Source organism: Wenyingzhuangia sp. IMCC45574 (genome assembly GCF_054182685.1).
Genome location: NZ_CM135169.1, coordinates 2388055 through 2412933, shown reverse-complemented (window position 1 = coordinate 2412933; position 24879 = coordinate 2388055). Strand labels below are relative to the sequence as shown.

The following is a 24879-nucleotide window of genomic DNA, read 5'->3' as shown; positions in this document are numbered from 1 at the left end:
AACAATTTACTTTTGTACCAAACTAATTTCGTGTATGAAAGTTCAAATCATCAATCAATCAAAACATGCATTGCCCCAGTACGAAACGTTAGGAGCAGCAGGTTTAGATTTAAAAGCTAATATTTCCGAAAGTATTTTTTTAAAACCTTTAGAGAGAGCCATTGTAAAAACGGGATTGTTTATTGCCTTGCCTCAGGGGTATGAAGCACAAGTAAGACCAAGAAGTGGTTTGGCTGCCAAAAAAGGAATTACGGTTTTAAATTCTCCCGGAACAGTAGATGCAGATTACCGTGGAGAGATAGGTGTAATTTTAGTCAATCTTTCCAATGAAGTTTTTGAAGTTACAGATGGTGAAAGAATTGCCCAATTGGTAATTGCAAAACACGAACAAGCAGAATGGGTTGAGGTTGCAGAATTAGATACTACAGAACGTGGTGCAGGTGGTTTTGGAAGCACCGGAACTAAATAAATAGCATGAATCAAGGCTTAAAAAATATTCTAGAGCTCAATTTAGCATTGCTAATTATTGCTACTTCTGCGGTATTGGGAAACTACATTTCTTTACCGCCAGAAATTAGCATATGGTCTCGTTGTTTCTTTGGAGTAATAGCGATTACCATTTACTGTAAAATCAAAGGGATTTCGCTTAAATACGATTATAAAAAAGATACCACTTCTTTTGTGTTTTGTGCCGTTCTACAAGGAGTACATTGGATTACTTATTTCTATGCTTTGCAAATGGCAGGAGCAGGTTTGGGGGTAATTTCATTATTTACCTTTCCTATTGTTACTACTTTATTAGAGCCTGTTCTTTTAAAAACCAAGTTCAATCCAAAACACATTTTATTAGGATTGTTGGTTCTTTTGGGGCTCTATATTTTAACACCTGAATTTAACTTTGGGAACCAAACTACCTTAGGGATTATTTTTGGAGTTTCTTCGTCTGTGTTTTTTGCAACTAGGAACATTTTAATGAAAAAACACGTAGCTACTTACGATGCTAGTATGCTCATGTTTCATCAAACAGGATGGATTTCTCTATTGATGATTCCAGTTTTATTTTTTATTGATTTTACATGGGTTCAATACCAAAGCCAAATCTCAGAACTTGTGTTTTTAGGAATGATTTCTACAGCTGTAGGGCATACATTGTACGTAAAAACATTTAAATATTTTTCTGCAACAACCGCTTCTTTACTAAGTTGTATTCAGCCTTTGTATGTAGTAATTTTGGCTTTTATATTTTTAGGAGAAATACCAACCATTTCTACTGCAATAGGAGGGACTATAATTTTATCAGCGGTTATTTTAGAAACATTTATTAGTAAAAAAGCCTAGCCAGCTCTTTTAATCAATTTACCTGGCAACACTTGTATCAATCCTTTCATTTCGAGTTGAAAAATTAAGTTAGACACTTTGTAGATAGGGATGCCGCTATTTCTAGCCAATTCATCCATGTGTATAGAGTTGAGTTCCAAGAGGTCAAAAAGTTGTTTTTCCTCTCCGTGTAAGTCTACAAACAATTGCGGTTGTATTGTTTTTATCTTTCCTTGTTTTTTTACCCAGCCTAATTGTTCTATTAAATCTTCTCCAGAAGTAATCATGGCTGCTTTATGATGTTTAATTAAGTTGTTGCAACCTCTACTATACACATCGGTAGTTTTTCCAGGTACTGCAAATACATCTCTGTTGTAAGAATTAGCAATGTCTGCGGTTACTAAGGATCCGCCTTTGGCTGCAGATTCAATTATGATAGTAGCCTGACTAATACCTGCGACGATTCTATTTCTTTTTAGAAAATTTTCTCTGTAGGGAGGTTCATCAAAAGGAAATTCACTTAAAAAACCACCACTTTCTCTAACCTTTCCGTAATATTTTTTGTGCTCTTTAGGGTATAATGTACCGTAGCCATGTGCTAAAACTCCCAATGTAGAAAGGTCGTTCTTTAGGGCTTCGGTATGTGCACATATATCTACTCCAAAAGCATAACCACTAACAATAAGCGGATTGTAAGGTTTAAGAGATTCCATTAATTCTTCGCAAAAATTTCTACCGTAATTGGTAATGTTTCTTGTACCTACTATGCTAATAATCCTTTGCTGATTATTTAGTTTAGAATTTCCATCCTGATATAGAAGTAAAGGAGCATCGGGGCAGTTTATTAAATTTTTTGGATAATTTTTATCTAAAAAATAGAGGAAATTAAGGTGCTTAGACACCGCTTTTTCAATTTCTTTTTCGGCTTTTAAAAGAGCTTCTTTGTTAAATAATTTTTTAGATTTTTCTGGACCAATTTCAGGCAGGTATTTCTCTTGCTGATGATTATCAAACAATTGAGTGGCATTTCCGTAGGATTTAATTAACTTTTGGGCATTAACAAACCCAATTCCCTTGGCATCTTGTAGTGCCAAAGCATATTGAAGCTCCGTTAAATTCATATCAATTTTTTTTATCAAGATACAAAAAATGTTCACTAGCTATTGCTGCTTGTAGATTGTTTCGTGATTATTTTTTTGTTAGCTTTGTTTTATGCAGTTATCAAAATACATTAGTGAATTATTATATAGGTACGATTGTGTAATGGTACCAGGTTTTGGAGGGTTTGTGAGTAATACAGTGTCAAGTGAATTGAATACTGAAAATCATCAATTTACACCGCCCACAAAACATGTTTCATTCAATGTAAACTTGCAACAAAACGATGGTTTGTTAACGAACCATATAGCGACTTCGTTACAAATTTCTTTTGATGAAGCGACTAAAATAATTGCGCAAGAAGTGCTTGCTTGGCAAAACGACATACAAAAAGCACCATTGTTGTTACAAAATATAGGTCAGTTTACTTTAGAAGAAGATCAATTGGTTTTTGAACCGATTGCTAAGATTAATTATTTAACCAGTTCTTTTGGTTTAAGTGATGTTGATGCAAACTATGTATTAAGACAAAATGTAACTCCAGTTGAAGAAGTAGTAATAGAATCTTCTAAATCTTATCGCAAATATGTGGCTGTAGCTGCTGTTGCTTTAGGGTTGTTTATAGGAGGTAGTACTTATGTAAGTCGTGTACAAACAGAACAAGAGTTAGCAGCACAAGAAACTATCAATACTCAAATTCAGCAAGCATCTTTTAATATTTTAAAACCTTTACCAAGTGTTACGTTAACCGTAGAAAAGGAAAATGTTGAAAGTTTAGAAGTGGTAAAGAAGTATCATGTAGTTGCTGGTGCTTATAAAGAAGCTGCAAATGCCGATAAAAAGGTTGCTTTATTAAAACGAAAAGGTTTTAATGCCAGAATTATTGGGGTGAACAAATGGGGGTTAACTCAAGTTGTTTACGAATCTTATGCCAGCAGAAGACAAGCAATTAATGCTTTAAATAAAGTTAAAAAAGAAGATAACAAGTACGCTTGGTTGTTAGTGAATGAATAATTTATAGCTTATCTTAGAGTTATAAATTGATTACTTATGAAAGCGAAACCTTCTTCTAATTCCTTAGCAATTACTACAGACGTTGTTCTACCTAGCGATACCAATGCTTTAAACGGATTGTTTGGTGGAGAGTTATTGGCTCGTGTAGATAGAATAGGGTGCATAGCTGCGCAGAGGCATTCACACCAAATTTGCGTTACCGTTGCTGTTAATAATGTTACTTTCAATCAGGTAATTCCCTTAGGGAGTATGATGACGATTGAAGCCAAAGTTACCAGAGCTTTTACCTCTTCTATGGAAGTAATTGCAGATGTGTACTTAGAAGATCGTTATTCTGGTGAAAGAACCCAAGTAAATGAGGCCATTTACACCTTTGTTGCCGTAGATGAAAACGGAAAACCGCAACGCATTCCTGAAATTATTCCAGAAACAGACTTAGAAAAACAGCGATACAAAAATGCTTTAAGACGTAGGCAATTAAGTTTAGTGGTTGCTGGAAAAATGAAACCCCAAGATGCTACCGAACTTAGGGAGTTGTTTGAGTAGTGTTGATAGGTTATATCAAATCCTCAATTCTTTCAATTGTATCTTGTTTGGAAAGAGATAAGCGAACAATACTATCCTTTTTAGCTTGTAAGTCAAAAGGAACATTTCCATCAATAGAAATAATATCTCCTTCTTTTAAAGCATGACTTTCATCGTTAAAACCAAATTCAATTTCACCTTTAAAAAGACCTAGAACAATTGGGTATGGAGCTTGGTGCTCGCTAATAACATGTCCTTCTTTTAAAACCACTCTTAATTCTTGAGAAGTTTCTGTTTCTAGTAGTACAGAAATGTTATTGTCGTAATCTAAATCATTTAATAAAGAAGCAATTGTCATATTTTGTGTTTTAAGTTTCCTTAAAATTAAAAATTCAAATCAATTTGCCAAATGATTTATGTCATTCAATTTATTTACTTAGCCAGTATTTTGGATTTTGTTTTTGAGAATCTTTCCAAATTTGGAATTTAAGGATTGTTTTTCCGGTTACTTTATCCGTAAAAACAGTCCCTAAAGATTGCTTTAGAACAATTGACTGTCCTTTGCTTACATACACTTTGTCTAAGTTGTTATATAAAGAAATATAATTACCATGCTGCACATAAACGGCATTTCTCCCACTTACAGATTGAATGGCCAATACTTTTCCTTTAAAAACAGCACGTGCAATAGCTCCTTTTTTTGTGGTAATGTGTATTCCTTTACTGTCTAGCTTAATTCCTCTTAGAGTTGGGTGAGGTCTAACACCGTAGTGCCTAGTTACAATTCCTTCAGTAACAGGCCAAGGCAATTTTCCTCGGTTCTGTTCAAATCGAGAAGCAAGGGCTTTTCCTTCTGGAGTTAAGGCAAAACCTTTCGATTTTACATTCACATTTTTTTTGGTAGAAGAAGTTTTCTTCGCTTTTCTATTAGAGGCTGCAATGGCTTCACGAATCACCTTTTCAATTTCTTTTTGAATGGCTTGTTCTTCCTTTTGCTTGCGTTTAATGTCTTTAATATAGCTACGCTCTTTGGTTTTAATTTTACCAATTAATTGTTGCTGGTCTTCTTTTTCTGCCTGAATTTTACTCGCTTCTAATTTGTTTTTAGAGGCCAAAGCTTCTTTGTTTCTTTTTTGAGACTCTAACTTACGTTTTAACTCTTTTACTTTGTCAGCTTTTACAACAATAGAGTCTCCTTGTTTTTTTCTGTACTCGGCATATTGTTGCATATAACGGTAACGTTTGTATGCCTGAAAAAAATCTTCGGATGATAGTAAAAACATCAACTTGCTTTGTTCCGATTTGCTTTGGTACGATTTTAAAATCATAGCAGCATAATCTTCTTTTAAAGCTGTTAACTCGTCGTTTAATTTTTTTAGTTCTTTTTGTTTTACAGAAACTTCCTTTTGTAAAAAGGAGATTTCTTCTTCTATGGTTTTTATTAAGTTTTGACGAACTTCAATTTTTTTACTGATGTCATCCAAATCACTTAATAAGTCTTTGCTTTGTTTCTGAGTGTTGAATAATAATTTATTTACCCTAGCAATTTCTTCCTGTAGTTTTTCACGTTTTTTCTCCAATGCTTTTTGCTTGCTGGTTTGTGCGGTAGACACAAAAAAGCAAGAGAAGAAAAGGAATGTAAAAAAGAACAGCTTTTTATACATAGAAACTAGCTTTTAGGTTTTAGTTTAATTTCTTTATTACAACTACTAGGAATCTTAAAAGGAAAACCTAACTTAGGGTTTACATATATCTTTTGATAATCCATAGAGATAACTGAAGTGTTACCACTATTATTGCCTCTAAATTCAACTTTTTTAGGAAATAAGAAATTATCTATTTCTTGGTGATTTTTATAAAAAGCCTCGAATATGCTTTGTGTTAAATTGCTTTCTATACTTTGATATTTGGTTTTAAAAATCAACGGATATATACTAGCCTTTTTAGTATACTTACTGTCTTTTGAATCTGTTAAGAAATATGCATTTTCTATAATTTCTAAATCGTAGTATTTAAACTTTTTATTGTAGATAATTAAATCACCCAATAACAAACGTTCTAGTGTTTCAAAATTTACATCTGCACCTACAATTTGTTTTATAAAATCAAAAGAACCTTTAAAGTAAGTTTTGTCGAACTTGTTATAGTAAAAAACACTGTCTTTTTTTATCAGTACTTTGGCCACAGATATTCCTAAGAAATCACCACTCATCCAAATTTTTTCTCCCTTGGCAATACGCATCTTTAATCCTACTTTCTGAGAAGATTTTTTTGCCTTGTAAGCTAGTTTGGCATCTATTCTAAGAGTTTGAATATCTGAATTTTGAAAAGACTGTTTTTCGTGCTTTTTATAGAGTGAAGACTTACTGATTTTAGATACCTCAGCAACTGCATTTGTCTTTTTATTAGACCCACAAGAAACGATGAAAAATAGCAAGCCAATAGTGGCTAACAACCTAAATTGCATGTGTTTGTTTTTTGCTGCAATATACAATTTTAAATCCCTTTAGGAATGGCTTCTATCAATGCTTTGGTGTAAGTGGTTTTAGGCTGATTGTAGATGTTATCTGCATCTCCAATCTCAGCAATTTTACCTTGGTTTAAAACAATCAACTGATCGGACATAAACTTTACTACGGATAAGTCGTGAGAGATGAAGATATAGGTAAAGTTAAACTCTTTTTTTAGGCTGTTTAATAGGTTTAAAACTTGTGCTTGTACCGATACGTCTAATGCAGAAACAGACTCGTCGCAAATAATTAATTTTGGTTGTAAGGCTAATGCGCGTGCTATACCTATACGCTGTCTTTGTCCTCCAGAAAACTCGTGAGGATAACGGTTATAGTGTTCTTTTTGTAGCCCTACTTTTTCTAACAGTTGATAAATGTATTCCTTGCGATCTTGTTTAGAACCCAAAATACCATGTTTTTCCATAGGTTCTAGAATAGCAGTTCCTACTTTTAGGGTTGGGTTTAAAGAAGAGTAGGGATCTTGAAAGATCAGCTGAATTTCTCGTCGGTATTTTTTTCGTTCTTTAGTGTTAAGACTTAGTAGGTTTACTCCATTGTACCAAATTTCTCCTGCAGTAGCTTGTTCTAATCCTAAAATGGTACGTCCAATGGTAGATTTTCCACTACCAGATTCTCCCACCAAACCAATGGTTTCTCCCTCATATACATTAAAAGAAACATCGTCTACCCCTTTTACTACAGATGGTTTTGTAAACCAATTGTTTTTAGAAGTGTAATAGGTTTTTAGGTTCTTTACTTCTAAAAGGGGAGTTTTACTGTATAGCTGTTCATGAAAGTCTTTACGTTCCTCATCTGTAAAAACAATTTCTGTAAAATCATCTTCTAAATAACTGGCTACAGATGGCAGTTCTTTTAAGCGAACATGCAACTTAGGTTTTGCATTTAACAAGGCTTTGGTATAGGTTTCTTTGGGTGCCAAGAACAAATCTTTGGTAGCACCTTGCTCTATAATTTCCCCCTTTTGCATTACAATTACATGGTCTGCAATTTCTGCAATCAAAGCCAAATCATGGGTAATGAAAATGACAGACATTTTCGTTTCTTGCTGCAATTCTTTTAGTAACAAAACAATTTCATTTTGTACAGAAACGTCTAAGGCAGTAGTAGGCTCATCAGCAATTAACAGTTTGGGCTTACAAGCAATGGCCATGGCTATCATTACACGTTGTTTTTGTCCGCCAGACAATTCGTGTGGGTATTGCTGCATCATTTTTGCTGCCCTAGGTAACTTTACCTTTTTAAAAAGCGATAAAACTTCTGCTTTAATTTCTTTCTTTGATAAATTAGTATGCAGTTCTAATACCTCAGCTACCTGATCCCCACAAGTTAAACTTGGATTTAAAGAGGTCATCGGTTCCTGAAAAATCATGCTGATTTCTTTCCCTACTATTTTTCTAAGAGATTTAGTATCTAGTTTGTTTAGGTTGGTATCGTTGTAAAGAATAGTCCCTGTAATGGTGCTAATTTTTTCTGGAAGCAAGCCCATTAAAGCCATAGAAGTAACCGATTTTCCACTTCCAGATTCTCCTACAATTCCTACAATCTGATTTGGAAAAACATCAAAATTAATAGCGGATACTACTTGGTTGGTAGTATGCTGATTTTGAAAAGAAATCTGTAGGTCTTTAACGGAGATAATAGGCTTCATATAACTATAAAAGTAAGCAAAGTTAGTACAACAGCATAGCTTCCTATTTTATTTTCTATATATTTGAAATACTCCCTATAATTTGTTTATGTACAAAAAAGCAAAATACTTTTTTATTCTCCTGGTTTTTAGTTTGGTTTACTTGTTTTCGTTAAATATAACGACTCATAAGGAAATAAAGACAATTGAATTAGCAGCGATCAAAAAAACAGTAGAAAAGGATACTCCTACTCCTAAAGTAGTGCCTAAGCCTATAGCTTTAAAACCTGTAAAAAACAGTAGTAAGTTTAAATATAGAAAGTACTCGCATGTAACTCGTTTTTACAAACGCTTGGCAAAACCTGTTACAGATTTGTGTATGCAACACAAAGTACCACCCGCAGCTGTGTTAAGTATACTTTCTTTAGAGTCTGGATGGGGTAAAGGGTATATAGGAAATATCACAGGGAATTTTTTAAGTTTAAATGCTACTTCTAAAGATTTTGAATTGCCTGCCTTAACCATGCCCAAGGATATTATTTCTGGGAAAACTATTTTAGATAGCAGAGTGCTAGCAAACACTCCCAAAGAAAATATTATTTGGGAAGATAGACCTCCTTCTTTAAAGAAAGATTACAGGCCAGATAGTATTGCCGGAACCAAAGAAAATTTAGATTATTTTTTATTTCATCCTAAGGAATTAACCAAAGCAAATCTTAAAAATGTAAGAGATTTTGTAAAACGATTTATCTCTAAGAACAGTAGTATTAAGGCTTACAGAGAAGCCCGTATTTTACTGGATAAAGCAATAGAAGAAAAAGGTATAGAGGTACTGTTTACGGATGAATTGAACAAGAACTTTTTGTTTACTATTGGAGGTAGACCCCATTCCTATAATTTTAGACCCACTTGGCCTAAAAAGGTGATGAGTATCTATAGGAACGTTGGAGTAAATGACCTGTGTAAAGAGTTGTATTTGGATAAAAAGACGTTTGAAGCAGTTTGGTAAGTATTGAAATTTATCTTAATATTTTACTGTAAAATAAAAGTTTACTAGTATTTGGAGGTAACAATTTGTTACCTCCAAATCTAAATTAAATAGGAATCTTAATTTACCACAAAAGTATCTGTATTAAAATCGTAAATAAAAGTGGTTTCACTGGCTAAATTGTCTATTTCCACATATACCACTTCGCTAGCAAATTGGTCAATATCAGAGATAATTACATTAAAGCCAATAATATTTCTTCTAGGTCTTAAAACAACCCCCACTTCTCCATAAGCCTTAATAGGTTTAATGTTGGTTATAGAGTATGCGGGTAGATCAAAACTTTTTATTTTGTCGTTAAATGTTACTGGCTCTTCCTGCACATCGGCTGTAAAACGATTGGTTTGCGTTTCTCTTAAATATCCCACGTTGTCGGTTTCTAAATAAGTAACATGATAACTAGCACTTTCTCCATGACTTAACGGATCTGTTAAAGCTACTACTTCTATAAAATAGTCTTTGTAGAGAGAAATATCGTCTGTAAACTCTTCTTGTACACAGCTAGATAAAACAAAAGCCAATAATGCAAAGGTGTATATAAAGTATTTTTTGATCATAAAGTAAGGTTTTAAATGGTTAACATAGGTTAGAAATCAAACACCGTTCCAAAACTCTCAGATCTAATTTCTAATATCTAGGTTCTCAATACTAAATAAACCCCTACTTTTGTACAAAATCAATTTTTTGTGAATTACTTATCTATAGAAAATGTATCCAAAGCTTTTGGAGAACGAGTGTTGTTTGAGAATTTATCTTTTGGAATTAATAAAGATCAGAAAATAGCTTTCGTAGCTAAAAATGGGACAGGGAAAACTCGTTTGTTAGAGATTATTGCTGGAAACGATATTCCTGATACTGGGCAAGTAGTGACACGTAAAGATTTACATGTTTCGTATCTTTCTCAAGAGGATGCTTTTGATGAAAACCAAACCGTAGAAGAGGTTATCTTTTCTTCGGATAGCAAGGTGTTAAAAATTGTTAGAGAGTACGAAGAGGCTATATTGAATCCGGAGAATGCTGAACGATATCAGTTGGCTTTTGACATGATGGATCAATACAATGCTTGGGATTTTGAAACACAGTACAAGCAAATTTTATCTAAATTAAAATTAGACAATTTAGAACTTAAAGTAAAAGGGCTTTCTGGAGGGCAACGAAAACGTTTGGCATTGGCAACGGTTTTAATTAGCAAACCAGATGTATTGATTTTAGATGAGCCAACCAACCATTTAGATTTAGAAATGATTGAGTGGTTAGAGGCATTTTTTGCCAAAGAGAAAATTACTTTGTTTATGGTTACGCACGATCGTTATTTCTTAGAGCGTGTATGTAACGAAATTATAGAAATGGACAATGGACAATTGTACAGTTACAAAGGAAACTACTCATACTATTTAGAGAAAAAAGAAGAACGTATTGCTTTAGAACAAACCGTACAGGCAAAAGCAAAAAACTTGTTTAAAAAAGAATTAGATTGGATGCGTAGACAGCCCAAAGCACGTACCACTAAATCTAAATCTAGACAAGATGATTTTTATGTAATTAAAGAAAAAGCAAGAGCTAGAAGAGCAGAGCATAAAGTTCAGTTAGAAATTAACATGGAACGTTTGGGGAACAAAATAGTGGAATTCCATAAGGTTTCTAAGGCTTGGGAAGATATGGTAATGCTAGATCAGTTTGAGTACAATTTTAACCGAGGGGAACGTATTGGAATCATTGGAAAAAATGGAACTGGAAAATCATCGTTCTTAAATGTCTTAACGGGAAATACCCCTGTAGATTCAGGAAAAGTAATTGTAGGAGAAACCATTAAGTTTGGATATTACCATCAATCTGGAATACAAATAAAAGAAGGGCAAAAGGTAATAGAGGTTATCAAGGAGTTTGGTGATTTTATTCCTTTGGCCAAAGGACATAAAATATCGGCAAGTCAGTTGTTAGAACGCTTTTTGTTCGATAAAAAGAAACAATATGATTTTGTTGAAAAATTAAGTGGAGGAGAACGTAAACGTTTGTATTTATGTACGGTTTTAATTCAGAATCCAAACTTTTTAATTTTAGATGAGCCTACCAACGATTTGGATATTGTAACGCTAAACGTTTTGGAAACTTTTATGTTAGATTATCCAGGAAACTTAGTAGTGGTGTCTCACGACCGTTATTTTATGGATAAAATTGTAGATTCTTTGTTTGTATTTAGAGGTAATGGAGTGATTGAGAATTTCCCAGGGAACTACTCAGATTTTAGAGCTTACGAAAACTCAGATACTACCGTGGTTCCAGAGGTTGTACCTACTAAAATAGAACCTGTTAAAGAGAAGCCAAAAACACCGGTAAAGCTAAGCTATGCTGAAAACAAAGAATACATCAACTTAGAAAGTGATATTGCCAAACTACAACGTAAAAAAGCAGTAATAGAAACGGAATTTGCCGAAGGAAAAATAGAGGGAGATGCTATTCAGGAAAAATCGTTAGAACTTCAAAAAATTATTGACGATATAGAATACAAAGAAATGCGTTGGTTTGAATTGTCCGAGAAGTTAGAGGGGTAATTACTCTTTTTTTGTGTATTTAAAACCATTTCCATCGCATGCCATAGGCAGTGTGTTTAACAATTCATTACTAGTATTTAAAATAAGTAATTGTTTGCTTGTATAGTCAGTGTTACAGTTAAAGAAGTTGCTGTTAGAGGTGTATGTAAGTTCTATGTATTTTGCATAATTAGAGTCTAAATTCTGATAAAGATGGTGTTGGTCTGTTACTGTAAATGTTCCTGTTAACTTTACAACTTGTTCGTTGTTAACTTCAACACGTTCAAAGGTTTTATTGCTGTTAAAAACATAGCGATGAGTTTTATTATTTTCTGGGGCTAATTCTCCTCCAACAGAACCATTTAATACTTTAGACAATTCCCATGTTCCGGTAATGTCTTTGTGTTCAATAGCAAGACTATTGTCATTCTGAGCACACGAAAAGGTAATAAGAGATATTAAAACAATTGATATTATTGATTTCATGAGAGTTACTTGTTTTGTTTATAGATGCAATCTATGTGCAATGGTTGCTTTTAATTTACTAGCAATGAGGTAGATTTTTTATTTTTGTTGGGTAACCTAAAACCAATACTATTATGTCTATAACTAAAGAGTCTGAATTAATTGGAATGAAAAAGGTGAGTCAGGCTGTGGCGATTACCTTAAAGAAAATGCAAGCATATGCTAAAGTCGGAATATCAACAAAGGAGTTAGACGACTTTGGTGGAGCAATCTTAAATAGTTATGGTGCAAAGTCTGCACCCTATGAGACTTATGGTTTTCCTGGTTATACGTGTATTAGTGTAAATGAAGAGGCAGCACATGGAGTTCCATCTCCTAAAAAAATATTACAAGAAGGAGATTTAATTAATATTGATGTTTCTGCTGAGTTGGATGGTTTTTGGTCGGACAATGGAGGGTCTTTTGTTCTAGGAAATGATATCCATAATTATTCCCCTTTGGTAAATGCATCCAAAGAAATTTTACAAAAAGCTGTTTTTAGTATCAAAGGAGGGGTTAGGATTGCGGACATTGGTTACATTATGGAGACCGAAGCTAAGAAAAGAGGTTTTAAAGTCATTAAAAATTTGGCAGGTCATGGTGTTGGAAGAAGTTTACACGAAGAACCTGAAGATATTTTAAATTACAGGGTTAAAACAAATAAAGAAAGGTTTAAGAAGAATACAACTGTTGCTATAGAGACTTTTATAGCGTCTAAATCTACCATAGCTTGTGAATTAGAAGATGGTTGGACATTGGTTGGTAATAAAGGAGGACATGTAACACAGCATGAACAAACAATTCTAATTACAGATAAAGAGCCTGTTATTTTAACAGAAGCAAATGGAGTTTGGAATTAACAGGAATTGGTTTTGGAAGAAAATCAACTCATAGCACGTAAGATTATTCATGTAGATATGGATGCTTTTTTTGCATCTGTAGCGCAATTGGATAATCCTGAGCTAAGGGGAAAGCCTATTGCTGTGGGTGGAAGTTCTAAGAGAGGAGTAATCTCGGCAGCTAGTTATGAAGCACGAAAATTTGGTGTACGTTCTGCAATGTCTAGTGCGGTTGCTAAGAAATTGTGTCCAGAGATTATTTTTGCTCGTTCGGATTTTGGTAGATACAAAGAGATTTCTGCTATGGTGCGAGAAATTTTTTATGAATACACAGATTTGGTAGAACCTCTTTCTTTAGATGAGGCTTACTTAGATGTTACCGAAAACAAAAAAGGCTACACATCAGCCAGTAAAATGGCACGATTAATTCGAGAAGAAATTAAAAGAAGAACTGGTTTGAATGCCTCTGCGGGAATAGCTCCGAATAAGTTCGTAGCAAAAATAGCATCGGATGTAAATAAACCCAATGGACAAAAAACAATTACTCCAAATGAAGTGGTCCCTTTTTTAGAAACCTTGGCCATAAGAAAATTTTATGGTGTAGGTAAGAAGACTACAGAAAAGATGTATCGATTAGGAATATTTACAGGCTTTGATTTAAAACAGAAAGATTTACCCTTTTTAGAAAAACATTTTAAAAATTCAGCACAACACTATTATAATATTGTACGTGGTATACATAACAGTCCCGTTAAAGTTTCTAGAACAAGAAAGTCTATTGGAGCCGAACATACTTATTTAGAAAATCTTACTTCGGAGATTTTTATTTTAGAAAAATTAAAAACCTTATCGAAAGAAATTGAAAGTAGGTTGTTAAAGAATAATGTAAAGGGGAGAACGATTACATTAAAGATAAAATACAGCGATTTTACTCAGAATACGAGAAGTAAAACTAGACAAGACTACGTTAATACTGAACATGAAATATTTAAAGTTGTAAAGGAATTGTTGTTTCAGCAAAAAATAGAAAATTCAGTGAGATTACTAGGTATTTCCTTGTCAAACCTTAATAACGAAGAGCCTAAATCTATTAAAGAGTATATACAGTTAAAGCTAGATCTGTAAATATAAAATAAAGTGAAAAAGAATCATTTGTTTCCTAAAAAGTTAAATAAGTTACGTTTTTTTTATTAATTTTTCAATAGTTTAGTTGTTGAAACAACTATAATATAAAATGGCTTCTATACAACCATTGTCGGGAAAGTTAGGTAAAGCAAGAGCAAGACATCTTTTAAGTAGAGCTACGTTTAAAGTAAGCAAAGCTAGAATAGAAGAGTTTAGCGACTATACAGTATCTCAGGCTTTACATCAGCTAACACAAAAAACTATTAAGAATTTATCGCAACCATTAAACCCAGATACTGGGAATCCGTGGATTGAGGACGATCCTGTGTTGGGAAATGCCGATGAGGATTTTAATGGTTTTAAACTTACTAAAGGAACTACTGGTTGGTGGTTAGATGAAGCTAGAAGGGATTCTTCGGTCTACTCTAAAATGACCTATTTTCTAGCTAGTTATGTTTGTATGGATGCAACTTTTGTAAATGGAAATAGAGGGGCATATTGGGATTATCTTCGTTTGCTAGAACGTTTTTGTATGACTAAAAGTATAGAGACGTTTATGTTCGAAATCACCATAAATATTTCAATGCTTACTTTTTTAGATAACAAAGAGAATACTAAAGCGAATCCTAATGAGAATTATGCAAGGGAAGTTTTAGAACTATTTACCATTGGTAAAGGGCAAGGTGTAGGAATGGGAGATTATACCAATTATACAGAAGAAGATGTGGTGCAGGCAGCAAAGTTGTTAACAGGTTGGAAAAGTAAATGGAATAATAGAGATCGTGCTAGTTTTGGAATTGATACGGGTGATATACCAACAGGTTATGCCAAAGTAGATGATCATGATTTTGGTAAAAAAGTATTTTCACATCGTTTTGGAAATAGAGAAGTTGCTGCTTACAATACTTCAGGAAAAACATATAATCAGAAGTTGCAGAGGATGAAAGAAGAATTGTTAGAATTCTTCGATATGATTTTTGACCAAGAAGCAACATCAAAGTATATTACAAGAAGGTTGTATAGGTATTTTGTGTCTGGGAATATTACAGATGAGGTTGAAAGAGACATTATTGAACCATTAGCTTCTACTTTTAGGTCTAATGATTATGAGTTGGAACCTGTAGTTACTCAGTTGCTTAAAAGTCAGCATTTTTATGATGAGGACGATAGTACGCATGGAGATGAGATTATTGGAGGGATGATTAAATCTCCTTTAGAAATGCTATTGCAAACTTTAAATATTTTTGATTATCCAGTTCCAGATCCAAGGACTCAAGGAGCATGGCATTATACAAATTTTTATCAGTATCAAATGATTGGAGGTTTCTTGGAACTTGCAAGTCAGGATCCATTTGTACCACCTTCGGTAGCAGGGTTTCCGCCCATTTACGAAGCTCCGCTATTTGATAAGTTTTGGTTTAATTCTTCTACCATTGTACCAAGATATCAATTGGGTACATTGTTATTAAATAAAAATAAAACCAAGGCAGATTTTGTGGTCGCAAAATTTGTAAATGAAACTATAAATGAACCAGAAGATCCAGTAAAATTAGTTTCGGAATTAGTGGAATTGTTATTTCCAACATCAATAAGTGAAGAACGACTAAACTATTTTGTAGATGATATATTATTGGATGGTTCTGAACCCTACCAATGGACAAATGCATGGAATAGTTACAAGTCTACAGGAAATACTTCTGGAGTAGAAGGTAATTTACAAGTGCTTTTTAAGGCATTAGTATGGTCTCAAGAATATCAAACCAATTAAAATAAGGAATTATGGACAGAAGAAAATTTATACAATTATCTGCTTTTAGTACTGTTGGAACCTTGTTTTTAAATGGTCAAAAAGTAAGTGCTTTTTCTAAAACAGATTTGCTAAGTGCTTTGCCTAGTTCTGTTACAGAGGGTAAAACCTTAGTACTGGTGCAATTAAAAGGAGGGAACGATGGTTTAAATACATTAATACCTGTTGCTCAATTAGATGACTATGCTCGATTGAGGCCTACAATAAAATTAAAAGAAACGGGGGCAAATGCAGCCATCGCTTTAGACAATACTTTGGCCGATGAAGAAAAGTTATTGATACACCCGTCTCTTACAGGACTAAAATCGCTATACGAAGAAGGGAAATTAAATATTATACATTCTGTGGGGTATCCCAACGTGAATAAATCTCATTTTGCCTCCAGAGCAATTATGTTTCAAGGGGGAGATGGTACTCCAGAAAACTCTATAAAAGACGATGGTTGGATGGCTCGATTTTTATACGGAGCTTATGATTATTCAGAATTTCAGGATCCATTAGGAATACAGTTGGGGAGTCAGAAACCTTCGCTAGGTTTTCAATCCAGTCACGACCATAAGGTAGATATTAATTTGTCAGGTCAAGATGTGTCTGGGTACTACAATGTGGTTTCTAGTGTGGGAAATCCTTTGCCAGAAATACCTTCGTCAGATTATGGTAAAGCCATCAGTCATATTGCGAATATAGAAGCAGGAATCAATACCTATTCAGAAAGAATCAGTAATGTGTTTAATCAAGGTTTGTCTAAGCGAAACATAGAGAGTACCGTAAATTATCCTGATGGGAATGATTTGGCAGATCAATTAAAGACAGTGGCAACATTAATTCGTGGAGGTTCTAAGACAAAGGTATATTTAGTAACCCTAAACGGATTCGATACACACGGTAACCAGGTGTTAGATGGTGAGTCTCACAAAGGTAAGCATGCCGAGTTATTGTTAGAGGTAAGTGATGCTTTAAAGGCTTTTCAGGACGATTTAAAAGCATTGGATTTAGAAGATCAAGTGGTGTCTGCTACATTTACAGAGTTTGGTAGAAAGCCCGCTGAAAATGGAAATTTAGGTACGGATCATGGAAATTTAGGGCCTATGTTTGTGGTTGGTAAAAATGTAAATGCTGGAATTACGGGAACCAATTTAAATCTTAAAAATATTGTAGATCATTACGATGAAGGTAAAATGCAATACGATTATCGTGAAGTATTTACCAATCTATTAAGTGCACATTTAGGGGCTACAGATGAGGTGATTGAAACAACCGAGTTTAAAGATTACAAGACAGATAGGTTAAATTTAATTAACGGTTCTAAAGAGGAAGAGCCTGTAGATCCTATAGAAGAAGAAACAGATAAGAAAACAAAAGTATTTCCAACAGTTACCAACGGAGATATTACTGTTACACACTTTAGTAATTCATTATTTAGAGGGAAGGTTGTTTTAAACAATTTAGCGGGTAGTAGTGTGTTAGAAATACCACAAGATTTTTATCCTAGGTTAAATACTTTTTCTATCAATGTGAGTCACTTAACGCTAGGGATGTATATTTTAAATATATATGATGGTGGTGGTAAAAAAGTACATACGACTAAAATAATTAAGCAATAAGTTTTATAACTTAGTAAATCAAAAATCATCTCTATCGAGGTGATTTTTTTTTATTTCTAAAGAGTTAATAATGGAGAAGTTGGTATTGTTAGAAGCCTGTGTTGCTTTGGTTGATGAAAAATTAACTAAGATTCAGACTGCAATGGACGGTTATAAAAAGGATTTGTTGTCGGAGTCTAAGAGTTCTGTAGGCGATAAGCATGAAACCGGTAGAGCAATGCTGCAATTGGAAATGGAAAAATTAGGGCAACAATACCAAACTGTTTTGGTTCAAAAGCAAGCGTTGCAAAAAATAGACATTTCTAAGAAAAAAAGTGTTACTGTAGGATCACTAATTCTTGCAAGTGGTGTGCATTATTTTTTAGCAACCAGTATTGGTAGAGTGGCTTTAGACAAAGAAATGGCAATGGTGATATCTGCCAATTCTCCAATAGGGCAAGCGTTGGTAAACAAGGAGGTTGGAGATGTGGTTGTTTTTAATGGTAAGAAAATTATAATTTCTGAGATTTTATAATTTTAATTACTTTTTTGGTTTTCTACGCTGAGGTTTTTTGTATTTTTTTGCAATTTCTCGTCTGTAGCTACCACCTAAATTCACTTTTTTGTTTTTTTCTTTCTTTTCGTGAAAAGCTGGTCCTGGAGCAAATTCTTTGGAACCTAATTTATTGTATTCTGTAATATCTTCACGTTCTATTTCATCATCAATTAAACGAGAATCAATATAAACATCATCTGGCATTCCGTATTTTGGAATTTCATAATCCATTAAACCTTCTATTTCGGCTATAATTTCGGTATCTTTTTCGGTAACAAAAGATAAAGCAACTCCTTCTTGTTCTGCTCTACCTGTTCTACCAATTCTGTGCATATAAGCTTCGGCTTCTTTTGGGAAATCAAAGTTAATTACATGCGTAACATTTGGAATGTCCATACCTCTAGAAAGTACATCGGTAGTAATTAACACACGGTGTTTACCATCTTTAAAATTTTCTACAGAACGTAAACGGTAGTTTTGTGTTTTGTTAGAGTGGATTAAGGCAAAAGTGTCTTCTGGGTATTCTGCCATTCCCTGAATTTCGTTGAAAACTAAATCTGCTAAGTACTTGTGTTTTATAAAAACTAAGACTCTAGACATGTCTTCGTCTTCTTGCAATAAGAAATTTAATAAGTTTATTTTGGTATAGAAGTTTGGAACTTCAAAGGCCATTTGCTCTATATTTTCCAAACGAGTTCCCGATGCTGCAGATTCTACATTTATAGGGTTCTTAAAGAATTCCTGAATCAATTCAGAGACTTCATCCGTCATGGTTGCAGAAAACAAAATAGTTTGTTTTTTCTGAGGAAGTAAATCTATTATGTCTATCAACTGTAATCTAAAACCAAGGTTGAAAATTTCATCCACCTCATCAATTACTAGTTTTTGAATGGCTTTTAATTTTAAAGCACCAGATAGCCCTAAATCTATTACACGTCTTGGAGTAGAAACTAAGATGTCTAATCCGTTGTGGATCATATCTTTTTGTTTGTTTATGTTGGCACCTCCATAAATTCCTCCATAGCGAATATTTAGGTATGGAGTTAATTTGTCCAAAGCTTCAATAACTTGTACCACAAGTTCTCTGGTTGGTACTACAATTAAAACTCTAGGGTGTCTTTGTTCTGAGTAAGGTAACATTCTAAGGATTGGTAAAAGATATGCAAAGGTTTTACCGGTTCCTGTTTGCGCAACCCCCACTACATCTCTACCAGACATAATACAAGAAAAGGCTTGTTCCTGAATTTTAGTAGGTTCTATATAACCTAAATCAGAAAGAGCATTACGTAAAGCGTTGTTGAGGTTTAAATTTTCAAAAGACATAATTCCTAGATTTCTAGCTGCAAAGATAGGTAAAAAGCTAGGTAAGGAATTATTATTAGCCTTTATTGTCTTTTTTCCACTGTTTATTTAACTCGTCTTGTAGTTTTCGGTTTAGTTCCTGATAGCGTTTTAAAGAAGATTTTTTGTGTTGTTCAAATTCTTCTTCTAGGCTTTGTAGGTTCTCAACAGCTTTTTTAGTAGAAACTGCGTTGTTTTTATACTGATAAGCAAAAAATGCAACTAATAATATTAAAACGGTATGTGTTACCACTAGAATAATAGAAAAAATAGATTTACTTACAGGAATTCCAAAAACAGATCTATTGTCTCTGTTGTTAACGGCACTATTTAACTGAGTCTCTAAAGAAGCTGCTTTCTTTTCTAATGCCTTTGTTTGTTTTTGATGGTTGCTAATAAGACTATTGGTTTGTGCTAAGCTACTTTTTTGTAATGCTAAAGTGTCTAATACGTTTGTTTTTAGGGTGTTGTATTTTGTGATTCTAATAACTTTAAAATTCTCGTAAGTGCTAGACTTTTTATAAATCTCCTGAAACTGTTCTTCAATTGTTTTACTTTCTACTGAATTGTTTGTATTTTGAGAAAAAGAAAATTGTCCAATAAAAAGTAATAAAATAGTAAAAAGGGGTTTCATTTAGTTTGTTTTTTATGCGCTTAGTAGTTCTAGTCTTAACAAAAATAGCAAAAAGAATCAAGCAATTCTAACAAGTCTTTTTTAAGAATTTATTAAGCTTAACTTTAGTATATTTACGTTCTAATTAAATCAGGAAATATTTATGGATTTCGGAAAAGAATTTGAAAAGTTCGCGATAAAAGATCAGGGTATAAATAGTGCTCATTATAACAATATCATTAGTTCATTAACTCCATATATTATGGAAGAACGTCAGTTAAACATTACGCAAATGGATGTTTTCTCTCGTTTAATGATGGATAGAATTATCTTTTTAGGAACAGGAATTAACGATCAGGTTGCTAATGTAATTCAAGCACAGTTATTGTTTTTAGAATCTGTGGATGCAAACAAAGATATTTCTATCTATATAAATTCTCCAGGTGGAGGAGTTTATGCAGGATTAGGAATTTACGATACAATGCAATTTATAAAGCCAGATGTAGCCACTATATGTACAGGAATGGCTGCAAGTATGGGAGCTGTCTTAATGTGTGCTGGTGCTGCTGGAAAACGTTCTGCATTACCACATTCAAGAGTAATGATTCACCAACCATTAGGAGGTGCGCAAGGACAAGCTACAGATATGGAAATTACAGTTAGAGAAATTAACAAGTTAAAAGAAGAATTGTATACAATTATTTCTAACCATTCGGGGCAACCGTTTGATAAAGTAGCTAAAGATTCTGATAGAGATTACTGGATGAAAGCTGAAGAAGCAAAGGCTTATGGTATGGTTGATGAGATTTTAGCTAGAAAGTAAATAGAACAAGACTGAGTTAAAACAATAACAATAAGAGATATGTCAAAAGATGGAATGGAGTGCTCTTTTTGCGGACGTAAGAAAGAGGAAGTAAATTTACTGATTGCTGGGGTAGATGCACATATCTGTGATAGTTGTGTATCGCAAGCATACGGAATTATTACTGAGGAGACTACTTTTTTAGAAGATGAGGAGCTTGCTGAAGGAGGTAAATTAGAAGTAAAAAAGCCAAAGGAAATAAAAGAGTTTTTAGATCAGTATATTATTGGTCAAGACCAAACTAAAAAAACAATGGCAGTTGCTGTTTATAATCATTACAAAAGATTAAATCAGCCAGATACTTCTAGTGAGGAAGTGGAAATAGAAAAAAGTAACATGGTACTGGTAGGAGATACAGGAACTGGTAAAACATTAATTGCAAAGACCATTGCAAAAATGTTAAATGTACCTTTTACCATTGTTGATGCCACTGTATTAACTCAGGCAGGTTATGTAGGAGAAGATGTAGAGAGTATCTTAAGTCGATTATTACAAGCGGCTGATTATGATGTGCCAAGTGCAGAGAGAGGAATTGTTTTTATTGATGAGATAGATAAAATAGCACGTAAGGGAGACAATCCTTCTATTACCAGAGATGTTTCTGGAGAAGGGGTGCAACAAGCTTTGTTAAAGTTGTTAGAAGGAACTGTTGTAAACGTTGCTCCTAAAGGAGGTCGTAAGCATCCAGATCAGAAATTTACAGAGGTAAATACTAAGAACATTTTATTTATTGCAGGGGGTGCTTTTGCTGGAATTCAGAAGAACATAAGCAAGCGTTTAAATAGACAAGCAGTTGGTTTTGGTGCTTCGTTAAGCGAAGATAAAATAGACGAGGAAAACTTATTGAAATATATAATTCCTACAGATTTAAAGAATTTTGGGTTGATTCCTGAAATTATTGGACGTTTGCCAGTCTTGAGCTATATGAATCCTTTAGATGCTAAGGCGTTAAGAGCTATTTTAACGGAGCCTAAGAACTCTTTAATAAAACAGTATAGAAAGCTATTTCAAATGGATGGAATTGAGTTTGAAATTACAGATGATGCTTTGGATTATATTGTAGGAAGAGCAGTAGAATACAATTTAGGAGCTAGAGGTTTACGTTCTTTGTGTGAGGCAATTTTTACAGATGCTATGTTTGAATTACCAAGTGTTGAGGAAAGTTCTTTTGTAGTTTCTAAAGATTATGCTGAAAGCAAGTTGAATAAGACAATCCTTAAACAATTAAAGGCAGCTTCTTAGAAAAGACTTTTAAAAAATATTTTTTTGTAAAAGCCTGATTAAGAGAATTCTTTTTCAGGCTTTTTAAACCAGAATAGTTGATTGTATAAATGATTTCCAAAGAAACCATAGATAGAGTTTTTGAAACTGCTCGTGTAGAGGAGGTGATAGGGGAGTTTGTAACTTTAAAGAAGGCAGGGAGTAGTTACAAGGGGTTAAGTCCGTTTGTGGATGAAAAAACCCCATCGTTTATGGTGTCTCCTGTTAAGGGGATATGGAAGGATTTTAGTACTGGTAAAGGGGGTAATGCGATTTCTTTTTTAATGGAGCATGAACATTATTCTTACCCCGAAGCAATTCGATATTTAGCAGATAAATACCAGATAGAAATTGAAGAAACGGAGCAGTCTGATGCCCAGAAAGAGGCTGCAGATGAACGAGAGAGCATGTATTTGGTTTCTAAATTTGCGCAAGATTACTTTAATTCTACCATGCTAAATACCCAAAAAGGGAAAGCCATTGGGTTAAGTTATTTTAGAGAGAGAGGGTTTACAGATGAAATTATAGAAACTTTTAAATTAGGATATTCTTTAGATGAATGGACTGCTTTTACAGATGCAGCATTAAAAAAAGGATTTGATTTAAAGTATGTTGAGAGTACGGGGTTAACCATTGTAAAGGAAGACGGAAAACAGTTTGATCGTTTTAAAGGTCGTGTGATGTTCCCTATTCATAGTATGAGTGGTCGTGTGCTTGGTTTTGGAGGGCGAATTCTAACCAACGATAAAAAAGCGGCTAAATATTTAAACTCTCCAGAAAGTGATATTTACCATAAGAGTAAAGTGTTGTATGGAATTTATCAGGCAAAGAAAGATATTTCTAAAGAAGATAATTGTTACCTGGTAGAAGGTTATACCGATGTAATTTCTATGTATCAAAAAGGAATTACCAACGTGGTAGCTTCCTCTGGTACAGCTTTAACTCCAGATCAAATTCGTTTGATTAAAAGGCTAACCCCAAACATGACAGTTTTGTTTGATGGAGATGCAGCAGGTTTAAGAGCTTCTGTTCGTGGTATTGATTTGATTTTGGAACAGGGAATGAATGTAAAAGTTGTTACGTTTCCTGATGGAGAAGATCCAGATTCTTTTTCTAAAAAAAGACCTACTCATGAAATTAAGGAGTATTTAGAAACACAACAGCAAGATTTTATCAGTTTTAAGGTGTCTTTATTAATGGGGGAAGCTCAGAACGATCCTATTAAAAAAGCAGAATTGATACGTGACATAGTTCAGAGTATATCAAAAATTCCAGATAGCATAAAGCAGGAGGTTTATATGCAAGAGTGTGCTAGGATGATGGATATTTCTGAGACCGTTCTTTTTAACGAACTGGCTCAGATGCTAGATAAAAATGCCCGTGAGGCAGAAAGAAAGGCGAGTTCTTCTAGGCCTAGAATGACCATTGCTAGTTCTAATAAGGATGTGTCGGCTTCTAACAAAGATATTCCAGACAATGCAGCTTTTAATGAGATGATGAAAGCTCAAGAAGCTTCAAATGCAGGTGGAGGATTAGAACAGACTTCAACAGGCCCTAAATTAAATAAGGATATCAATGAGTTGGAGTTGTATGAAAACGAGATTATTAAAGTTTTGTTGCTCTATGGAAATCATGAAGTTCGTTTTGTGGATTGGGTAGAGGAGCATGATGAAAGTGGAAAGGTGGTAATGGTAAAAGAGGAGTACTATAACACTGTTGGGAATGAGTTGTATTTGCAGTTACAAGACGATGAAATAGAGTTTTCTCACCCATTATTTCAAAAAATATATAAAGAGGTTAGCTATCAAATCAATCAAGAAGAAAAGTTAAATGTAGATCATTTAACCAGCCATGAAGATCACGAGATTGCTAGAGAAGTAACAGATATTTTAATGGATGATGAGCGTTATATTTTAAGTAATTGGGCATCTAAAGATATAGAAGTAGCAGGCAAGGCAGATGTGTTGCAGAAATTAGTTCAGGATGTAATTTTAAATTTAAGAAGAGTTTTAATCGATTTAAAAATTAAAGAGTTAATGTCTGATGTTACGGTAGAAGAAAAAAGAGTTGATGCTTTACAGGATGTAATGGATTACACACAGTTGAAAAAATTATTATTCGAGAAATTATATAGAGTCGTTTAATTAAAGAGCTAGCATATGGAAGATATTCAATTGTACAAAAAAGAACTACTACTTAGTATTGCGGCTATAGCATTATTGTGGATTATCTTATTTGTAATTAAAGTAGCCGTTAGAAAATTTACCAATGCAAAAGAAATTGATGCAAATAGAAGGAAGGTAATTTTTATACTTTCTTACATGATTTTGTATTTACTGTTTGGTTCTGTTTTAGCGATAGTTTGGGGTGTTGGTTTTGATCGATTGGCTATTTTTATTTCTTCGGCATTGGCTGTTTTGGGTATTGGATTATTTGCGCAATGGTCTTTGTTGTCCAATTTAACCGCAAGTGCTATTTTATTCTTTAGTCACCCTGTAAGAATTGGAAGTAGAATAAGAATTTTAGACGGAGATCCCGATTTGATAGGTGAAGTAACAGACATTACCAGTTTTTATTTTTTTATGAAGACAGATAAAGGTCAGATGTTAACTTTTCCAAATAACTTAATAGCACAGAAAGGAATAGAGATTTTGGAGTATAAAAAAGAAATAGAAGATTGATTTTTGTAGGCGATGGA

The 24879-nt window shown here is 33.7% G+C and carries 24 protein-coding genes; 15 read left to right on the top strand and 9 right to left on the bottom strand.

The genetic code is table 11. The features are described from left to right. The first annotated feature begins 34 nt into the window (after positions 1 to 34). A complete protein-coding gene (gene dut / locus ACXHHC_RS10255) occupies positions 35 to 469 on the top strand; it encodes a dUTP diphosphatase (protein ID WP_458226282.1) in 435 nt (144 codons plus the stop codon). A gap of 5 nt (positions 470 to 474) precedes the next feature. After that, on the top strand, positions 475 to 1338 hold the full coding sequence (locus ACXHHC_RS10250; protein WP_458226281.1) for a DMT family transporter: 864 nt from the start codon (positions 475 to 477) through the stop codon (positions 1336 to 1338). On the opposite strand, the gene dprA is transcribed toward ACXHHC_RS10250, so the two are convergent. Next, the gene (gene dprA, locus ACXHHC_RS10245; protein ID WP_458226280.1) at positions 1335 to 2438 is read right to left on the bottom strand and encodes a DNA-processing protein DprA; all 1104 of its coding nucleotides are present in this window, start codon (positions 2436 to 2438) and stop codon (positions 1335 to 1337) included. The two genes, ACXHHC_RS10250 and dprA, sit on opposite strands and share 4 nt — an antisense overlap. Before the next feature lie 91 nt (positions 2439 to 2529). On the opposite strand from dprA, the gene ACXHHC_RS10240 reads away from it, so the two are divergent. Beyond that, the gene (locus tag ACXHHC_RS10240; RefSeq protein WP_458226279.1) at positions 2530 to 3429 is read left to right on the top strand and encodes an HU domain-containing protein; all 900 of its coding nucleotides are present in this window, start codon (positions 2530 to 2532) and stop codon (positions 3427 to 3429) included. Between the two features lie 36 nt (positions 3430 to 3465). Then, entirely contained in the window at positions 3466 to 3975 is a 510-nt protein-coding gene (locus tag ACXHHC_RS10235) for an acyl-CoA thioesterase (RefSeq protein WP_458226278.1), read from the top strand. 10 nt (positions 3976 to 3985) lie between these two features. Here the strand turns inward: ACXHHC_RS10235 and ACXHHC_RS10230 are convergent, their stop codons facing one another. From ACXHHC_RS10230 to ACXHHC_RS10215, 4 genes are all read right to left on the bottom strand, one after another. After that, a complete protein-coding gene (locus tag ACXHHC_RS10230; protein WP_458226277.1) occupies positions 3986 to 4312 on the bottom strand; it encodes a cupin in 327 nt (108 codons plus the stop codon). A gap of 70 nt (positions 4313 to 4382) precedes the next feature. Next, entirely contained in the window at positions 4383 to 5618 is a 1236-nt protein-coding gene (locus ACXHHC_RS10225) for a murein hydrolase activator EnvC family protein (protein ID WP_458226276.1), read from the bottom strand. A 5-nt stretch (positions 5619 to 5623) separates the two neighbouring features. Continuing rightward, complete coding sequence (locus ACXHHC_RS10220; RefSeq protein ID WP_458226275.1) at positions 5624 to 6421, bottom strand: DUF4292 domain-containing protein; 798 nt, start codon at positions 6419 to 6421, stop codon at positions 5624 to 5626. 29 nt (positions 6422 to 6450) lie between these two features. Beyond that, entirely contained in the window at positions 6451 to 8133 is a 1683-nt protein-coding gene (locus ACXHHC_RS10215) for an ABC transporter ATP-binding protein (protein WP_458226274.1), read from the bottom strand. A gap of 88 nt (positions 8134 to 8221) precedes the next feature. Here ACXHHC_RS10215 and ACXHHC_RS10210 point away from each other — a divergent pair, with 88 nt between their 5' ends. Then, entirely contained in the window at positions 8222 to 9121 is a 900-nt protein-coding gene (locus ACXHHC_RS10210; protein WP_458226273.1) for a hypothetical protein, read from the top strand. Positions 9122 to 9219: 98 nt separating this feature from the next. Here ACXHHC_RS10210 and ACXHHC_RS10205 read toward each other — a convergent pair whose 3' ends face one another. Further along, a complete protein-coding gene (locus ACXHHC_RS10205; RefSeq protein ID WP_458226272.1) occupies positions 9220 to 9717 on the bottom strand; it encodes a hypothetical protein in 498 nt (165 codons plus the stop codon). Positions 9718 to 9846: 129 nt separating this feature from the next. Between ACXHHC_RS10205 and ACXHHC_RS10200 the strand changes: the two genes are divergently transcribed. Continuing rightward, positions 9847 to 11712, top strand: coding sequence for an ABC-F family ATP-binding cassette domain-containing protein (locus ACXHHC_RS10200; protein ID WP_458226271.1), 1866 nt, complete (start codon positions 9847 to 9849; stop codon positions 11710 to 11712). Here the strand turns inward: ACXHHC_RS10200 and ACXHHC_RS10195 are convergent, their stop codons facing one another. Next, a complete protein-coding gene (locus tag ACXHHC_RS10195; protein WP_458226270.1) occupies positions 11713 to 12177 on the bottom strand; it encodes a hypothetical protein in 465 nt (154 codons plus the stop codon). Between the two features lie 113 nt (positions 12178 to 12290). Between ACXHHC_RS10195 and map the strand changes: the two genes are divergently transcribed. The 5 genes from map (at position 12291) to ACXHHC_RS10170 (ending at position 18084) form a co-directional block, all read left to right on the top strand. Then, positions 12291 to 13055: a type I methionyl aminopeptidase gene (map, locus tag ACXHHC_RS10190; protein WP_458226269.1), complete on the top strand. Its 765-nt coding sequence runs from the start codon at positions 12291 to 12293 to the stop codon at positions 13053 to 13055. A gap of 12 nt (positions 13056 to 13067) precedes the next feature. Then, positions 13068 to 14159: a DNA polymerase IV gene (gene dinB / locus ACXHHC_RS10185; protein WP_458226268.1), complete on the top strand. Its 1092-nt coding sequence runs from the start codon at positions 13068 to 13070 to the stop codon at positions 14157 to 14159. 109 nt (positions 14160 to 14268) lie between these two features. After that, on the top strand, positions 14269 to 15927 hold the full coding sequence (locus ACXHHC_RS10180; RefSeq protein ID WP_458226267.1) for a DUF1800 family protein: 1659 nt from the start codon (positions 14269 to 14271) through the stop codon (positions 15925 to 15927). Positions 15928 to 15938: 11 nt separating this feature from the next. Next, positions 15939 to 17570 (top strand): DUF1501 domain-containing protein, encoded by a 1632-nt coding sequence (locus ACXHHC_RS10175; RefSeq protein ID WP_458226266.1) that lies wholly within the window; start codon positions 15939 to 15941, stop codon positions 17568 to 17570. Positions 17571 to 17640: 70 nt separating this feature from the next. Beyond that, the gene (locus ACXHHC_RS10170; RefSeq protein WP_458226265.1) at positions 17641 to 18084 is read left to right on the top strand and encodes a GreA/GreB family elongation factor; all 444 of its coding nucleotides are present in this window, start codon (positions 17641 to 17643) and stop codon (positions 18082 to 18084) included. Between the two features lie 6 nt (positions 18085 to 18090). Here ACXHHC_RS10170 and ACXHHC_RS10165 read toward each other — a convergent pair whose 3' ends face one another. Continuing rightward, on the bottom strand, positions 18091 to 19428 hold the full coding sequence (locus ACXHHC_RS10165; protein WP_458226264.1) for a DEAD/DEAH box helicase: 1338 nt from the start codon (positions 19426 to 19428) through the stop codon (positions 18091 to 18093). 55 nt (positions 19429 to 19483) lie between these two features. Beyond that, complete coding sequence (locus ACXHHC_RS10160) at positions 19484 to 20080, bottom strand: hypothetical protein (protein ID WP_458226263.1); 597 nt, start codon at positions 20078 to 20080, stop codon at positions 19484 to 19486. A gap of 142 nt (positions 20081 to 20222) precedes the next feature. Here ACXHHC_RS10160 and clpP point away from each other — a divergent pair, with 142 nt between their 5' ends. The 4 genes from clpP (at position 20223) to ACXHHC_RS10140 (ending at position 24862) form a co-directional block, all read left to right on the top strand. Further along, positions 20223 to 20882, top strand: coding sequence for an ATP-dependent Clp endopeptidase proteolytic subunit ClpP (clpP, locus tag ACXHHC_RS10155; RefSeq protein WP_458226262.1), 660 nt, complete (start codon positions 20223 to 20225; stop codon positions 20880 to 20882). A 39-nt stretch (positions 20883 to 20921) separates the two neighbouring features. Further along, positions 20922 to 22163, top strand: coding sequence for an ATP-dependent Clp protease ATP-binding subunit ClpX (gene clpX, locus ACXHHC_RS10150; RefSeq protein WP_458226261.1), 1242 nt, complete (start codon positions 20922 to 20924; stop codon positions 22161 to 22163). Positions 22164 to 22252: 89 nt separating this feature from the next. Continuing rightward, a complete protein-coding gene (gene dnaG / locus ACXHHC_RS10145) occupies positions 22253 to 24325 on the top strand; it encodes a DNA primase (protein ID WP_458226260.1) in 2073 nt (690 codons plus the stop codon). Between the two features lie 15 nt (positions 24326 to 24340). Further along, on the top strand, positions 24341 to 24862 hold the full coding sequence (locus ACXHHC_RS10140) for a mechanosensitive ion channel domain-containing protein (RefSeq protein ID WP_458226259.1): 522 nt from the start codon (positions 24341 to 24343) through the stop codon (positions 24860 to 24862). Positions 24863 to 24879 lie beyond the last annotated feature (17 nt).